The sequence below is a fragment of the Yersinia alsatica genome (assembly GCF_902170305.1).
GTDB lineage: Bacteria > Pseudomonadota > Gammaproteobacteria > Enterobacterales > Enterobacteriaceae > Yersinia > Yersinia alsatica.
The window spans coordinates 98,730-115,265 of sequence record NZ_CABHWW010000039.1 but is presented as its reverse complement, the minus strand read 5'-3'; the positions used below and the strand labels follow the sequence as shown (position 1 = coordinate 115,265).

Below are 16,536 nucleotides of genomic sequence, written 5' to 3'. Positions count from 1 at the left end.
CACTGTGTCAACAATTTTGATTAATTTTATGTTTTTTTTGCCTTAAATTTAATTGGGTTGATCAACTGTTTTGTATAAATAATTTGAAATATAAAACTATCAATCATATAAAATACGATCTTTACATCCATTTCAAGATTATCAGTCAGAACATTAAACTGGACTAATGAGATAAGATAGCGTTTAGATCTAACTTAAGGTCATTTGACAGCACAAAAGATCGCGATGTAGAGTGTCCCTGCTACATCTGTTGGATTGCATTCTATTGAACAAATGCGACTGATATCACTACACAGATATTTGGTGGAAATGATATTGGTACCAGGGTCGGCATATCCAATGGAAGGTTGAGTACTTATAAAGGATTAATGAGGGTATTTTATGAAAGCAGTGGCGATAGTGATTTTGATGGCAAGTGCAGTATTGGGAGGGTGCAGCACGCAAGCAAAGGTTGACTCCGAGAAGCAGACCGCAGCCATTATTAAGAAGAGTACCAACGATCAGTGCGTCAATAATTTCTCCATGGTCAAAAAACTGAATACCAATGAGTTTGGGGTATTTAGAGGGCAGTTTGACCAAATCAATGATATGTACGCATTCTTGGAACAGAATAGAAATATCTTGGATAATGATCCTAAGCAGCTCATTTCTCTGGAACTGGATTCAAAACTTAAAATGGTGTGTGCCAGAGTTAGAAATACTGCGTTCAACGAAGTACAAAACAAAGTGAATTATCTTTCACGGATCTAGCCTTTTATTCAATAAGACACAGTGACATTTGCTATATGCAGTAATTATAACAATCCGTGTGTTTATGCTTTGCATTTTATATGATTATCATTCTCATCTTCTGGTTGGGATAGATATTGTATTTTATGACAATGAAATATTTCTAATATAGCCATTAGGATTAGAGCAGTTTAGTTCGCTAAATTGCTCATTTCTTTTCGTAATCTACATTATTGCAAAATCAATAAAATTGAGTTTATTGGGTGAGACACAGAATAACATCATTAATATTAATCAATGATGATTATATCTATGTCTGTCAATAATAAAACGGCTTGTATCTATGCGGTAACGGATATCGCCATTCAAAATCGGAACTTTGAATTCACTATGAACGGTTTCCATTCAAATAAATCACTTATGCGAGTAGTTGCAATTAATACCTTATTAATGCAACTACTGCTGCCCATAACTATAGCTTTCACACCGCTAATATCGCTATCTGCACGTGCAGATGAATTAGACGAGATAATGGCGAAGATGCGGTCCTCCGAAATACTGGTTGAGCCCATGGCGGTGGCACCTAACACTTATTCTGAACAGCCCAATAATCATCTTGAAAAACCCGCTGTTCCTTACCAATATCAACCAGCGAATCCTTTCATAGGGAATGAAGCTCCATCTAATGTGCCGCAGGGCAGTACGTTACCTAATTTAGGCTCCGAAGATTTATCGCAAGCCGAGAGCACGAGCGCGAATAAATTTAATCTTACCGAAGATAACGTTGCCAGCACCGCCACCCAATTCTGGGGCGTGATGGGCAGCGAGAATTCAGCGCGAGCGGCAGAAAGTGCGGTGAGAGGCGTATCCTCTGGCTTGGCGGCGCAAGCGGCCTCTGATTGGCTCAGTCAATTTGGTCATGCCAGAGTGCAACTTAATTCCTCCGGCACTGGCAATGCAGATATTTTACTGCCGCTGGTTGAATCACAAGACAACCTGTTATTTGGTCAATTAGGTGTGCGTTACGATGGCTACCGGACGACAAATAATGCTGGCATCGGGGTTCGTCAATTTACCGAAAACTGGATGTTGGGTGTCAACAGCTTTTATGATTATGACCTGACGGGCAAAAATAGCCGGGTAGGGGTCGGGGCTGAAGCCTGGACTGATAATCTTAAGTTCTCCGCCAATGGCTATTTTCGCTTAACTGACTGGCACCAATCGGTGCTGTCTAATATGGAAGATTATAACGAGCGCCCGGCAAATGGCTTTGATGTCAGGGCCGCGGCCTATCTGCCAGCCTATCCCCAACTGGGCGGCTCATTAATGTATGAGAAATACTTCGGCAAAGGTGTCGCGCTCAATAGCGGCAGCACTAGCCCGGATGATTTAGGCGACTCACCATCAGCCGTGACCTTGGGTGTAAATTACACGCCAATCCCGCTAGTTACCGTCGATGTTGCTCATAAGAAAGGCCAAAACACCTCAAATGAACTGCAGGTTGGTTTGAACTTTAATTACCGCTTCGGTGTGCCTTGGATTGATCAAATCAATAAAGACACAGTTGCTTTGATGCGTAGCCTTGCGGGCAGCCGTTATGATTTGGTTGATCGTAATTACAATATTGTCATGCAGTATGAAAAGCAGAACCTGATCAATTTAACGCTGCCGGAAACGATTTCAGCCCATGCGCTGGAAAATGTCACCTTAACCGGGAGCGTGGCCTCTAAATATGGTGCCGCTCGGGTTGAATGGAGTGCTCCGATATTGATTACTACCGGTGGCGCCTTGACGCCACTGGCGATGGAATCCGCTTCAATCACACTCCCAGCCTACCAACACCTGCAAAATATCAATAGTTATCAAGTCAGTGCTGTTGCCTACGACATTCGTGGTAATAAATCTAACACGGCAACCACTCAAATTATTGTGCAGGAATCACCACATCAGATTGCACTTAATGTCGTGGGTTCAAGCACCTCCGCCACGGCGGATGGCAGCGCATTAGTCACTTATCGGGCCTCTGTGGTTGATACTGCTAATGGGGCAAATACGCCAATGGCCGGGATGAATATTGCCTTTAATGCCACCATTGGTGACATTGTCACGCCATCAGCTGTAACAGATAACATGGGGCGGGCAACGGTTTCGGTTAAAAGTACCCTGGCGGGCGCTGGGCAGGTTCATGCCGTGTTAGATAATGGCAACAGAGCGCAAGCCGCAGTGATGTTTATGGCGGATGAAAGCACGGCAACTATTCTTGGCGAAAATCTCACGGTGCTAAGCAACAATGCGCTGGCAAATGGTCTTGCCACTGACAGTGTTCAGGTCAGAGTAACCGATGCTAATGGTAATCCTGTTCCTAACCAACTGGTCAGTTTCGTTGCGGATAACGGCGCTACACTCTCATTATCCAGCGGCATTACCGACACCAACGGGGCGATCATTGTCACGGCGGTGAACACCGCAACGGGCGTAACCAACATCACAGCTACGTTAAATAGTTCGAGCCAAAGTGTCGCGGTTAACTTTATCCCAGACAGTGGTACGGCGACCATTGTTGACGGAGCACTTAGCGTGCTTACCGATAACGCACTCGCGAATGGCAGTGTCAGTAATCGGGTGAAAGTGGTGGTGACCGATGCCAGTGGCAACCCGATTCCTAATCTTGCCGTTAGCTTTGTGGCGAGCAATGGGGCCCATATTGCCGCTAATGGGACGACCGGGGCTGATGGTTCTATCACGCAATCGCTGACCAATACGACCGCAGGTGTGACGCGAGTCACTGCTTCGGTTAATGGCGTTAGCCGGGCGGTAGATGTCACCTTTATCCCCGATAGCGGGACAGCCACCATCGTCAACGGCGCACTGACCATCACCATAGATAATGCGCTGGCAAATGGTATCGCCAGCAACGAAGTTAAGGCGATAGTCACCGATGCTACCGGCAACCTCATACCTAATCAGGTAGTGACATTCCTGGCAGATAACGGTGCGGCGATGGCTGGCAGTGGTACCACAGGGCCGGATGGCTCAGTGACTCTGCCGCTAACAAACACCACTGCAGGTGTGGTGCATGTCACCGCCACGGTGAATGGTCACAGCCAAAGTGTGAACGTGAATTTTGTGCCAGATAGCGGCACGGCAACCATTGTGAGCGGTGCATTCACTATTGTAACTGATGGTGCGCTGGCTAATGGAGTGGCGACCAACTCGGTAAAAGCGGTGGTGACCGATGCCAGTGGCAACCCGATCCCTAATCTTGCCGTCAGTTTTGTGGCGAGCAATGGGGCTAATATTGCCACCAGTGGCACGACGGGAACTGATGGGTCAGTGACTCTGCCTCTGACCAGCACCATTGCCGGGGTCAGCCACGTTACTGCCACCGTCAATGGCAATAGCCAAAGTGTGGATGTGAGCTTTATTCCTAACAGCGGCACGGCAACGATTGTCAGTGGGGCATTGAGTATTGAAGTTGATGGCGCACTGGCAAATGGTATCGCCACTAATCGCGTGAAAGCGATCGTGACCGATGCCGAAGGGAACTTGGTGCCGAATCTGCTGGTGAATTTCAGTGCAGATAACAGTGGGGTGATCGCCGCCAGTGGTACGACCGGTGCCGATGGCTCGGTTACCTTGACCTTAACCAACACTAAATCGGGTGTGACTAAGGTAACTGCAACGGTCAATGGTAATAGCCAAAGTGTGGATGTGAACTTTATTCCTAACAGTGGTACAGCGACCATTGTCAGTGGTGCATTGAGTATCGAAACCAATGGCGCATTGGCGAACGGTGTGGCGACCAACTCGGTGAAAGCAATAGTGACCGATGCCGAAGGCAACCTGATACCCAATCAGCTAGTGAATTTTGTCGCTGATAATAGTGGCGTGATCGCCGCCAGCGGCACTACCGGTACCGATGGCTCGGTTACCTTAACCTTAACCAACACCAAATCCGGTGTAACTAAGGTGAGCGCCAGCGTCAATGGCAATAGTCAAAGTGTCGATGTGACCTTTATTCCTAACAGCGGCACGGCGACCATTGTCAGTGGGGCACTGAGTATCGAGACCGATGGCGCATTGGCTAACGGTGTGGCGACCAACTCGGTGAAAGCGATCGTGACCGATGCTGAAGGGAACCGGATACCGAATCTGTTAGTGAATTTCAGTGCAGATAATAGTGGCGTGATCGCCGCCAGCGGCACTACCGGTGCCGATGGTTCGGTTACCTTAACCTTAACCAACATCAAATCGGGTGTAACTAAGGTGACCGCCAGCATCAATGGCAATAGCCAAAGTGTGGATGTGAACTTTATTCCTAACAGTGGCACGGCGATCATTGTCAGTGGGGCACTGAGTATCGAGACCGACGGCGCATTGGCGAACGGTGTGGCGACCAACTCGGTGAAAGCAATAGTGACCGATGCTGAAGGGAACCTGATACCGAATCTGCTGGTGAATTTCAGTGCTGATAACAGTGGAGTGATCGCGGCCAGCGGCACCACCGGCGCAGATGGTTCGGTTACCTTAACCTTAACCAACACCAAATCCGGTGTGACTAAGGTGACGACCAGCGTCAATGGCAATAGCCAAAGTGTCGATGTGAACTTTATTCCTAACAGCGGCACGGCGACCATTGTCAGTGGGGCACTGAGTATTGAAGTGGATGGTGCACTGGCTAACGGTGTGGCGACCAACTCGGTGAAAGCAATAGTGACCGATGCTGAAGGGAACCTGATACCGAATCTGCTGGTGAATTTTGTCGCTGATAATAGTGGAGTGATCGCGGCCAGCGGCACTACCGGTGCAGATGGTTCGGTTACCTTAACCTTGACCAACACTAAGTCGGGTGTGACTAAGGTGACCGCCAACGTCAATGGTAACAGTCAAAGTGTGGATGTGAGCTTTATTCCTAACAGCGGCACGGCGACCATTGTCAGTGGGGCACTGAGTATTGAAGTGGATGGTGCACTGGCTAACGGTGTGGCGACCAACTCGGTGAAAGCGATCGTGACCGATGCTGAAGGCAACTTGGTGCCGAATCTGCTGGTGAATTTTGTCGCTGATAATAGTGGCTTGATCGCGGCCAGCGGCACTACTGGTGCAGATGGCTCGGTAACCTTGACCTTAACTAATACCAAATCGGGAGTGACCAAAGTGACGGCCACTGTCAATGGTAATAGCAGGACGGTAGATACCACCTTTATTCCTGATGCCAGCACCGCAAGTGTCAGTCTGGCTGCGGTAATCGGTAATATGCCGGCAGACGGCACGGCACAAAACAGTGTCAAAGCCAAAGTCATCGATGCATTTGGTAATGCAGTGGCGAGTCAATTGGTTAGCTTCAATGCGACTAACAGCGCAACGATGGCTGCCAATGGAACAACAGATAGTAATGGTGAAGTTATTATGACGGTCGTTAGTGCCAACCCAGGGGATAGCACCGTGACGGCAACCATCAATGGCACCAGTGATACAGATATTCTGACGTTTATTCCGGTGCCATTCAGTGTGAAATTCGTTTTAACAATGTAAGGCGATAATTAAATAGAGAAACGTTGATGAAGAGGGTATAGCCCGTGTAGTTAATACCCTCTTCGCATCATTCGATACTTAAAAAGTAGGTGTGTTCAGTATTTAAATTGAAACCTGCTCTGCAGTAACTTTTTTGTGGATATTTACTATGAAACTATTAAATTGTTTTTTATTTTCTTCCGCTTTTTTAATATTACCCAACACAGTGCTGGGCCATTATGAAGTTAAAAACCCACAAACCAGTTTAAATGAACTTTCTTTTGATTTGGTTCATACTTATTGGGATGGGACAAATAACCCGCCAACTGCGGGTGATCAAAACTCGCATATGTCCCACACTAATAAGTGTAAAAGAGCCTCAAATACAGTATCACTAAACTCTTGTTTGCTAAGATATACCTTTAGCATGCTAAATTCAGGGGGTGGTTTAATTACCCCTCCGATTCAAACATTAGATATTGATCTGCGAGGGAATGGTTCATTCGATAATGAGTTACTAGATGCTGCCACACATTATGATGCCGTAAAAGTTGCTATTGCACATGGTGTCGCAGTTGATCAGCATGTTTCTATTCTACGATCCAATATCACTTCATTGGCAGGAAGTTCAGGAAAATTTCGGATAACAACCCAAGGTTTAGGGAGTGTATGTAGCAGTGGCAGTTCTTGCACAACAGCCACTCCAGAGAATTATACCAGTAGTACGATCGATCTTGTTCAGCAAAATCTTGATGTTGCTTGTGACGCGAGCGCTACAGGTTCTACCAATATTGAGAATATCCTGAGTGGTGACCATATCTATTTGCATAATAGTAATGAAACTCGCAAGTCAGAGAATATTGGTGCTATTAATTTATCTATTAACTGTGTTAATTGGTTACCAACAACTAAAAGTAAAACATTGAACTTTAATATCACACCCAGTGTAGTCACTGCTACGGGCAGTAATACTGAAGTGACCTGTGGTGCTTATATAAATGACACCCCAGCAACAGTGCCAGGATATACATTCTCTCGAGCTATTATTGTTCCTGGTTATGATGACATAGTTGAGACATACAATACGGATCCTATTTATTATGGATTATATGTTTCAACCCCTTCAACCACGGCTGAAACATCACTTTCAGTAGATTGTGCTCTGTCGGGAGGATATACACTGAATTAAGCATAACAAATATATTCGGCAACATTATTGCCACTAATAATGTTGCCGAAATTACTGATGTCATTAACTCTGCAAATGAGGCGATTATGACTGGAAAAATATCAGCATTAATTATTGATCAACATCCTTTAATAAGACATGTGGTGAGGGGGCTTATAGAATGCAAAGGAGGGAAAGTTTATGAGACAGGCGAAGAGTTAGAATCGCTTAAGATGGCCAGCGTTTATAAACCGAGCATCATTGTTATAGATTTTGTCGGATATAAAAATATTCAACTTAATCTTATTCAAAAGTTGATGCTGATGTCGCCTGAGTCAAGAGTGCTTATTTACACCTCTTTAACCTCAATGTATTACCTAAAAAAATGTCTCGGAATCGGGGTTAGTGGATACGTATATAAAAAGGATGATGTTATTAATCTTGACGGTGCAATTGATGCCGTTATATCGGGATATTGCTGCTTCCCGCAGCTAGATATGTCAGTAACCGCATGACCGTCCTAAAGGTTTTCCTACAAGATTAATGGCGATATGGTTATAACCCTATGAATAAATTGACATCATATTCACTCTATCTCTTCTGGTTTATCTGGCTGTTCTGTCTTTTCAGTCTGGTTATTGTTGAGACATTTCCAGACTTTATGAACTACATATACTCAATTTATCTCGGTGCCATTGTCTCTGAAGAGACGTATGACTCGTTAATTTCGCTCTCATTATGGTTATCACTTATCTCCGCAATGGTTGCCATGTTTTTTATAAATGTATTTTTAAAAAAATTAAGAAGATTTAGATAAATAAAATTTAACCTAAGTGTCTAAAAGGAAATAAGCGCTATGGAAGAGAAGCTTGCAATCATTCAACACCCTTGTTTTTATACTCGTTTCACTCTGGAACGTATTTTAAAAAAACTATTAATGAGTGAATCAGTCAAGATAGCCGCCAGTATCAGCTCCCTGACTGATTGTTATGATAATTTGGTCAAGTTTCCGGCAGTACATTTGGCTATCTTAAATCTACGCGGTGAGGATTATACCTCTGGCGATAGTCTTAGTCTGGTGGTTGATTGGTTGCGTATACACCGCCCAAACTGTCGTGTCATTGTCATTGCCGATGAATTTTGTGTCTATCTGCTAAAACAATATTTCTATGGGGTAGAGCAGGTTTACGCCGTCATTGCCCAAAATGCGCCTCTGAGCCAATTTGTTGCTCAATTAAACCGGGTATTTTCAAACCCGCCAGCACTCAGTAAAAAACGCCCCTGTATATTATCGAAGCGAGAGAGAACCGTTTTGGCCCTGTTACTGCAAGGCAAATCGAACAATGATATTGCCAGTCACCTGGCGCTAAGCAACAAAACCGTTAGCTATCACAAACGCAGTGCGTTGGGGAAATTAGGCATCAACACATTACAACCGATGCTGATGAATGCAGGGATTGTTTCACAACTATTGAATGACATTAGCCCGGAGCCACAATATGCGACGGCCTAAACGGTGGTTGCCTATACCGTAATAGATTGATTGCCCAAAGTTCTTTCCTCTAATCAAGACTGTGTTGAATATATCAGATTTATACATGATTAACTGAAGATACATTTCACAGCAACTGGAAGTTGAAATTAATTCGATATGTCAGCAACCCGCAATTACCAGAAATATTTCACCAAAAAAATCGCCGAATTTCTCCACGAAACAACTCCGCTGATGCGAAGTAGTCGTTATTTCTTACCGCCTCGTTCATCACCTTCCAGAATCGCTATACCGGGAATTGCTTGAGCTAACGCATGTGCAGCGATGTGAGAGGATGGCGGGAATAATCCCGCCACCTACTTGATACGCCTTAACAGGCCACTGCGTTAATTACCACTCAACGCGAAAACCTGCGTTGACTTGCCAGTTGGTATCAAAATTTCCGCCTGCTGATTTTTCCAGATCAACATACAGTCGCGAATTGTTGTTCTGCGTCAGCTGGATATTAGCTCCGATACCGTAGTTGACCCAGGTATCGTCACCACCTTCGCTGACGTTCAGCGTTGCATCTTTACCACGCACAGAAATATCGCGATCGCCGGCAAATTCATGGAGCAAATCCACTTTCAGATAAATATCGCTATTGGGCTGTTCATCAAAACGATGCCCCATTCTGAACCCTGCGCGGCCAATGACGCTGTCGATATTTTTCTGGTCAACCTTTAAACCACTACTGGTCGTATATTTTGCATCATCAAGATAGGTGTAAATAAGCTGAGCTTGAGGCTCAATAAACGACGTTTTCGCAATGGTGAACTCGCGGCCATATTCGACGCTGGCACTGATAGACCAGGTGCTGGAATCACCTGTTCCGCCATAGCCATAGACATTACGATAATCAAAGTCACTGTCGTGATGGCTATATTTTAAAACCAGATCAACATAGTCTTGTTTCTCTGGTCGGCTCCATGCAGTATACAGTGAACCACCGAAGCTTTTATTATCACCTGAGCCGTAGTCAAAATCGGCTTTACCTTTCATATAATGTGCAGCAATACCGCGGGTGAAGATGGAGTTTTCATCCTCCTCTTTATTATCGTAACCAAGCTGCCAGAAGTTATATTGATTTTTAAAGTAACTTCCATTTCGGCTTTCTATTTCACCGCCTTTATAGCGGAGCCACAGCCCATTCTCCTGTTGGTTATTGCGTAGTTCACCCAGGCGTTTATTCAAATTATCAATTTCAAGACGCGCGGTAGCGGCAGTATAGTTTATGCTGGCGTTCGCAATTGCGGTATTACTTCCCGCACTGGCTTTCGTGGAAATGCCTGTAATATACCAGTTCGTGCCGTATTGACTATCCGGGTCGCCTTCCCGGATATCTGAACGAAGCAGCGGTTTATAGTCGTAAACGTACTCATTGGTGATATCGATTTTATCGTAAGCAACGAAGTTAACATTGTTTGCCGCATCAGCGACCCAAATATCTTCTTTAAGATCTGCCAGCTTATCAACATTTAATGCTTCAATGGCGTGAGTTCCCCCCGTACTGCTATTAACAACTGCGATAAAATCGCTGCCATTACGGCGCTGTCCGTCAGTTTTGCTGGTATTGACATCCATCAGGAAAATACCATCATTGCCACGCAAATCATGGATCTTGACGGTTTCGTTAATACTTTGATTGGTATGCAAATTATAGCCATGCAGGTTCACAGTACCGCCATTTTTTAGCGTAATAGCACTGATCTCGGCGTCTTTTCCATCCGGGATCCAGTGTGCACCATTCATGAATACAGCATTTAGATCGCCGGTCCATTTCCCAGAAGTAGGGTCACGATAATTGACCTCATGACCATGCCAGTAGGAGTTAGTACCATTGAGGACAACGTTAATTTGGCTGGTGTTGTCGTACAATTTGTCACCAAAATCGATATTCCCCAGAATATTTACTTGGTGATTACCTGTCTGGTTAATATTAACGCTACCGCCTCGTTTCGCACTGATTGCATCGCTTTTTGAAGAACCTTCAGGATAGCCACTATTGTTATCCATACGTTCCTGAAAATTACTGGCATAAGTATTAATATAAACTTTTCCGCCGTTTACCGTTATAGAAGTATCCTTTCCATTTGCATAAATACCATTATTGGCTAATGTTGCCTTTTCTCCGCTTTCTGTATGATCGACACTGGAACGAATATAAAGGTCGCCGTTTATAGCTATGTTAGCCCCATCAGTCGCATAGAGTGCGGTGTTGTTATGATTATACTTAGATTTAACCGTAAACTCGTTCTCAAGTTTGAAATTATCAACGGTGACCTTCGTGTCAGCACCAGTTGCGGCTAAACCAAAAAAAGCCAAACCACTCTGGTGATTTTGTTCTGTTTCTCCTTTAATCGAGACGGCATAATCACCAATATTATAATTCCCGCCGATTTCTCCAGCCCTCAGGTCACCAATATACACTTCAAGGCCATTATTTTCGGCAATAACAGGGTTATTAACAGTAACGTTAATATTATAATCTTTACTCTCCAGAGGATTATCTTTGATAACTATACCTTGCTGATTTTTCACCTCATTTTCAAAGGAAAGGTTGTAGTCTTTCGCTACAGCCTGACCAGCGAGCAAAAGTTGGCCTACCGTGCAAGATAATGCTAACGGCACTATATAGTTAATATTTATCTTACGTTGACTCACGTTTACAACTCCTCGAGACATTATAAAATTGACAAAACGTCAGAAAAATAAAAGCAGAATGGAATCATCATAAATTAATGACCATCATCCTTAATGGCGATTAATTATTTTATAATAATTGCAGAGTCGTCAATCTTTTTAATTCTTACATACAAAACTTTACATAATTTGTTTTTTCTTTAAATAAAGACTTTATTCATTAAGCTCATCCGAAAGTAAAATACTCAATGATAAATAGTAAAGGAGGTGATTATTCTGAAATGTCTTATTATCAACTAAAAATAAACCATTTTTTTAAAGATAAACTATTATGTTTATAATTAATTTACATTAATTACCTAAAGGCAGCTAAAATATAAAAGTAGCCAAACTAATCTTGCGTTTTTGATATAGACGGTGTTCGTAAAGTTATTGGAGTAGCTGTTCATCATGTAGGTTTTGATGCAAAAGGTAGCTTTCAATTTTCCATATTCAAACCGTTATAATAATGTCACCGGAACCTGAATGTTCTGGTCAATCAAATCACACCTTCCCTGGTATTACCTTTAATGCTCAAATTTCCCCAGAAGCCCATAAAAAATGAGAGGATGACAAAAATTATTCCTCCCACGAAGTACCCGTTGTGGCGGTAAAAATTCAAAACTCGTCTTTTCATACAGGGAGAACTCTAAGTGTTGGGCCATCGATGATTAAGTACTAAGCTTCATTGCCGCTTCTGCCATGACTTCCCGTAGGGGAAGTCATTACGCCACCTCAGGTCTATCGCTGTTTCAGCGAGCAGGTTGTACCTACCCGCAATGGAACAGCCATCAATATGGAACCCCATTGTTGTGAACGAAAATCCATTTACCATCTGCAACAATGGCTTTCAAATCATCGTCTGGATAGTTGACTTCGGTTTCTGAAGTCCTGTCGCCAACCTCAAGGTAAACAACATCTTCTGCTGACTCATTTATCAGGCAGTGACCATTGCCGTTGCCAGCCTTGAAACCTGCGCACATTCCTGGAGCGAGTTTTGTAAAACCTTCATCAGTATGCAAAGTAGGATTTCCATGCAGGATATATATGAACTCATCTTGTTTTGTGTGGGCGTGCCGCAGTGCTGATGTTGCACCTGGGCTTAGACGGGTGTAGTTGACGCCAAAATTTGTGAGGCTAAATAAATCACTAAGGGGATGCTTCTCTTTGCCGGACACTCTGGACGCAAAGGGTTCTGGATAGCTCGAAGGTTTGGAGCTAATAGGTGTTGTTGATGCAACCAGGGCAACGGGATTAATAGTTTCAGGCATGGACGCGTTCCTTAACGTATGAAATTAAAGGTAATTAAATTGGCATTGATTACACTCATATTTCCTGTTATTTGCCAGTAACTTCAACATAAAAGCTCAGTATCAATTTGATTGTAGACCAGTAAAAATAGTAACGAGTCACCAATAATCGACTGGCTGAAAATATCCGAGGACAATAAAACATATTGCTTTACGTCACGCTGAAACGGGCTAGAAGAAGCACAAAGAATTCACAGCGATCTTCCGTTCTCAAATGCGCCTTGGTTACTAATGCTGAGTAATTCATTGCTATTGGGTTATCTAACATTGGAAAGCCTGAAATTAATATAAAAAAATCCATTGCGCTCTGTGGTAAACTTAGGCCTGTTGTTCACCAATTTGGTGTCCATATTGTGTGCCTTAATGTTGTAACTCATTGAGATCTAATGAAACATTAAGCTAACGTATTGATTCTATAGTTAAAACTGACGCCTGTGAAGGCGACATTAGAGGTTGCTCAATGAGCGAGAAGTCAGAAGACCAAAAATTACCAAACTCAAAGCCACAAGGCCCTAAACCACAGGGCGATAAAGTTGTGGGTGAAAAATTACAGAAAATCTTGGCACGAGCCGGTCATGGTTCTCGTCGGGAAATCGAAACAATCATTCAGCAGGGCCGCGTCAGCGTTGATGGTAAAATATCAAAGTTGGGTGATCGTGTTGAAGTCACTCAGGCCACTAAAATTCGCCTGGATGGCCATCTTCTTTCTATTAAAGAGTCTGAAGAAGCCGTCTGCCGAGTTCTGGCGTATTACAAGCCAGAAGGTGAACTTTGTACTCGTAATGATCCTGAAGGCCGCCCAACGGTGTTTGATCGTCTGCCAAAGCTGCGTGGTTCGCGCTGGGTAGCGGTAGGCCGTTTGGATGTGAATACCTCCGGCTTATTGCTGTTCACCACTGACGGTGAGCTGGCCAACCGCCTGATGCATCCAAGTCGTGAAGTTGAGCGCGAATATGCGGTGCGGGTATTTGGTCAAATTGATGATGAAAAAATCAAGCAACTGAGCCGTGGTGTGCAATTGGAAGATGGTCCTGCGGCATTCCGCACCATTAAATTCCAAGGTGGCGAAGGGATTAACCAATGGTATAACGTCACTCTGACCGAAGGGCGCAATCGTGAAGTTCGCCGCTTATGGGAAGCTGTCGGCGTGCAGGTTAGCCGCCTGATTCGTGTTCGCTATGGTGATATCAATCTGCCAAAAGGTCTACCACGTGGTGGCTGGACTGAATTAGATCTGAGCGCGACTAACTATCTGCGCGAACTGGTTGAACTGGATTCTGAAACTGTCAGCAAGCTGCCGGTAGAAAAAGACAGACGCCGGGTGAAAGCGAATCAGATCCGTCGTGCAGTTAAACGCCATACTGAAGTCGCTGGCCGTCAGGTTGCTGGCCGTCAAGGTTCGGCACGCAAAGGCTCCACCCGTCAAAATGCGGGTAATGCAGCTCCAGCAGCAACGGCTGGGCGTCGCGGGTCGAACAAGCGCGGGTAATCGCCAAAATGGGAAGAAATAACTTTCTTCCCATTCGTTATTTCTAATATCACTCTATTTCCTGCCTTTCCTCTATTTCACTTTTCTCCCTAAAGTATAAAAAACTGACACTGATTGTTTCGAATATATAAACTACCTATCAGGAAAGGTTTGACAGCATAAACATTAGGTCAACCATCACCGGATAGCTCTGGTCTTATGCTATTTCAAATGGTTACAGTGCTCTTGGGGAATATATAAATACCCCATCAGATTTAAACTCTAAGGAGCATTACCATGAAAAAATCTCTGTTAATGACCAGCACAGCAATCTTATTTGTTGTCGGTACCGGATTTTCCTCAATGACTTATGCTTGCAGTGGCCCGCACTCCCACTACGGTGATATTTGTGAAAAAACTTGTAGCCCTCTTTCACAGCCTTGGAAAACACTTTGCTATTTTGGTAGCACCCAGCAAAAGACACCACCGACAGGCCAGGCTACCTCCGCAATGGGAACTCTAACGCCAGCAATGGGAATATTAACACCCGCAAATATGCCGGTACTTTTCTCAGGAGGGGAACAGTAGGTAATATCGGTTAGCGATATTAGGATGTTCTTTAAAGATAAATGCCGCAGGCTTTTCCCCGCGGCATCTTTTTGTTATTGAAGCGGGGCGGTAGTCACCAATCAATACCTTGCTGAGCTTTAATTCCAGCATCAAAGGCATGTTTGACCGGACGCAATTCACTGACCGTATCTGCCATTTCCAACAAGTCTCGATGGCAACCACGACCGGTAATGATGACAGTTTGATGGGTAGGGCGCTGCTTTAGCGCATTCACAACCTCATCCAGTGGTAGATAGTCATAAGCCACCATATAAGTCAGCTCATCCAGTACCACTAAGTCCAGCGATGGGTCAGCTAACATACGCAGCGCGTGTTGCCAAACCCCCTGACAGGCAGCGGTATCCGTTTCTCTATTCTGTGTATTCCAGGTAAACCCGGTTGCCATCACCTGAAACTCAACCCCATGTTGTTGCAAAAGATTTTTCTCACCGTTTGGCCACTCGCCTTTTATAAACTGTATGACTCCAGCTTTTAAACCATGACCAACCGCCCGTGTTACCGTACCAAATGCGGCAGTTGTTTTGCCTTTACCATTGCCGGTAAAAACAATCAAAATACCGCGAATTTCCTGCGCGGCGGCAACCCGAGATTCAACTTTTTCTTTTATTTTCTGTTGGCGCTGTTGGTGACGTTCTTCAGACATAAAACCTTCCTTTATTCTGCGGGGCCGGCTTTACGGCCTGGTTGTGCGTCGAAGCTAATGCCGGTCTTTCTGCGGCTATCGTCGCCCATTAAGTAGAGATACAGCGGCATAATATCTGCGGGTGTTTTTAACTTGTCAGCGTTCTCGTCAGGGAAAGCGCTTGCACGCATCTGAGTACGGGTTCCACCGGGATTAATGCAATTAACGCGCAGATTACTGTGTTTATATTCCTCCGCCAGCACTTGCATCATGCCCTCAGTGGCGAATTTTGATACGGCGTAAGCTCCCCATTCAGCGCGCCCTTGGCGGCCGACACTGGAACTGGTGAACACCAGAGAGGCGCTGGGAGATTTAAGCAGTAAGGGTAATAGTGCTTGAGTGAGCATAAAAGTTGCATTGACATTCACTTGCATGACGTCTTGCCAGACCGCAATATTTTGATCGATCATTGGGGCAACGTCACCTAATAAGCCGGCATTGTGCAGAACGCCGTCTAAATGCGATATTTGACTGCCGAGAGTCTGAGCTAATTGCTGGCAATCTTGCTGTGTTGCGTGCAAGAGATCTAATACCAAAACCAAGACTGGATGGCCTCCTGCTGCGGCAATCTGCTGTTGCACGGCAACTAATTTGCTTTCTGTTCTGCCCACCAGAATCAAATGGGCGCCAAAGCGTGCGTAAGTCAGCGCCGCTTCGCGACCAATGCCGTCGCCTGCTCCCGTGATGAGAATAGTACGATTATCGAGCAGGTCATCTTTAGGTTGGTAATGCATAATTATTCCTCTTCCTAGCGGCGGGTCTTTGACTTTCGTGTGCCGCGATATCTCTTACATTCTTATATTTAAGCGAAACCAATGCAAT

The 16,536-nt window shown here is 44.6% G+C and carries 11 protein-coding genes; 7 read left to right on the top strand and 4 right to left on the bottom strand.

The annotated features are described in order from the left end of the window. The first annotated feature begins 381 nt into the window (after window positions 1-381). The 5 genes from FTA96_RS22950 to FTA96_RS22930 all read left to right on the top strand — a co-directional run bounded on the left by FTA96_RS22950 (window position 382) and on the right by FTA96_RS22930 (window position 8,924). Complete coding sequence (locus FTA96_RS22950; RefSeq protein WP_050110458.1) at window positions 382-750, top strand: hypothetical protein; 369 nt, start codon at window positions 382-384, stop codon at window positions 748-750. 510 nt (window positions 751-1,260) lie between these two features. Then, window positions 1,261-6,264: an Ig-like domain-containing protein gene (locus tag FTA96_RS22945; protein ID WP_186372919.1), complete on the top strand. Its 5,004-nt coding sequence runs from the start codon at window positions 1,261-1,263 to the stop codon at window positions 6,262-6,264. Window positions 6,265-6,412: 148 nt separating this feature from the next. Then, window positions 6,413-7,432, top strand: a complete 1,020-nt coding sequence (locus FTA96_RS22940) for a heme utilization protein (RefSeq protein ID WP_145574989.1) — start codon at window positions 6,413-6,415, stop codon at window positions 7,430-7,432. An 86-nt stretch (window positions 7,433-7,518) separates the two neighbouring features. After that, window positions 7,519-7,926, top strand: a complete 408-nt coding sequence (locus tag FTA96_RS22935; protein WP_145537652.1) for a response regulator — start codon at window positions 7,519-7,521, stop codon at window positions 7,924-7,926. 341 nt (window positions 7,927-8,267) lie between these two features. Beyond that, window positions 8,268-8,924 carry a helix-turn-helix transcriptional regulator gene (locus FTA96_RS22930; protein ID WP_050134397.1) on the top strand — a complete coding sequence of 219 codons (657 nt, stop codon included), beginning with the start codon at window positions 8,268-8,270 and terminating at the stop codon, window positions 8,922-8,924. 369 nt (window positions 8,925-9,293) lie between these two features. Here FTA96_RS22930 and FTA96_RS22925 read toward each other — a convergent pair whose 3' ends face one another. After that, window positions 9,294-11,606, bottom strand: a complete 2,313-nt coding sequence (locus FTA96_RS22925) for an autotransporter outer membrane beta-barrel domain-containing protein (protein ID WP_391592637.1) — start codon at window positions 11,604-11,606, stop codon at window positions 9,294-9,296. Window positions 11,607-12,415: 809 nt separating this feature from the next. Continuing rightward, window positions 12,416-12,895: a cupin domain-containing protein gene (locus FTA96_RS22920; RefSeq protein ID WP_145574982.1), complete on the bottom strand. Its 480-nt coding sequence runs from the start codon at window positions 12,893-12,895 to the stop codon at window positions 12,416-12,418. 499 nt (window positions 12,896-13,394) lie between these two features. Between FTA96_RS22920 and rluB the strand changes: the two genes are divergently transcribed. Both rluB and FTA96_RS22910 read left to right on the top strand, forming a co-directional pair. Further along, window positions 13,395-14,423 carry a 23S rRNA pseudouridine(2605) synthase RluB gene (rluB, locus tag FTA96_RS22915; RefSeq protein ID WP_050106895.1) on the top strand — a complete coding sequence of 343 codons (1,029 nt, stop codon included), beginning with the start codon at window positions 13,395-13,397 and terminating at the stop codon, window positions 14,421-14,423. A 276-nt stretch (window positions 14,424-14,699) separates the two neighbouring features. Continuing rightward, window positions 14,700-14,990: a hypothetical protein gene (locus FTA96_RS22910; RefSeq protein WP_050106896.1), complete on the top strand. Its 291-nt coding sequence runs from the start codon at window positions 14,700-14,702 to the stop codon at window positions 14,988-14,990. A 94-nt stretch (window positions 14,991-15,084) separates the two neighbouring features. Here the strand turns inward: FTA96_RS22910 and cobO are convergent, their stop codons facing one another. Together cobO and FTA96_RS22900 are read right to left on the bottom strand one after the other, a co-directional pair. Next, window positions 15,085-15,675 carry a cob(I)yrinic acid a,c-diamide adenosyltransferase gene (gene cobO, locus FTA96_RS22905; RefSeq protein ID WP_145574979.1) on the bottom strand — a complete coding sequence of 197 codons (591 nt, stop codon included), beginning with the start codon at window positions 15,673-15,675 and terminating at the stop codon, window positions 15,085-15,087. Between the two features lie 11 nt (window positions 15,676-15,686). Beyond that, a complete protein-coding gene (locus FTA96_RS22900; RefSeq protein WP_050145836.1) occupies window positions 15,687-16,448 on the bottom strand; it encodes a YciK family oxidoreductase in 762 nt (253 codons plus the stop codon). Between the last annotated feature and the right edge of the window lie 88 nt (window positions 16,449-16,536).

Coding starts and splice junctions, on each gene's coding strand:
- FTA96_RS22945 (WP_186372919.1), top strand. CDS start 1,261: ATGGCGAAGATGCGGTCCTCCGAAATACTGGTTGAGCCCATGGCGGTG.
- FTA96_RS22950 (WP_050110458.1), top strand. CDS start 382: ATGAAAGCAGTGGCGATAGTGATTTTGATGGCAAGTGCAGTATTGGGA.
- FTA96_RS22920 (WP_145574982.1), bottom strand. CDS start 12,895: ATGCCTGAAACTATTAATCCCGTTGCCCTGGTTGCATCAACAACACCT.
- cobO (WP_145574979.1), bottom strand. CDS start 15,675: ATGTCTGAAGAACGTCACCAACAGCGCCAACAGAAAATAAAAGAAAAA.
- FTA96_RS22900 (WP_050145836.1), bottom strand. CDS start 16,448: ATGCATTACCAACCTAAAGATGACCTGCTCGATAATCGTACTATTCTC.
- FTA96_RS22930 (WP_050134397.1), top strand. CDS start 8,268: ATGGAAGAGAAGCTTGCAATCATTCAACACCCTTGTTTTTATACTCGT.
- FTA96_RS22940 (WP_145574989.1), top strand. CDS start 6,413: ATGAAACTATTAAATTGTTTTTTATTTTCTTCCGCTTTTTTAATATTA.
- FTA96_RS22935 (WP_145537652.1), top strand. CDS start 7,519: ATGACTGGAAAAATATCAGCATTAATTATTGATCAACATCCTTTAATA.
- rluB (WP_050106895.1), top strand. CDS start 13,395: ATGAGCGAGAAGTCAGAAGACCAAAAATTACCAAACTCAAAGCCACAA.
- FTA96_RS22910 (WP_050106896.1), top strand. CDS start 14,700: ATGAAAAAATCTCTGTTAATGACCAGCACAGCAATCTTATTTGTTGTC.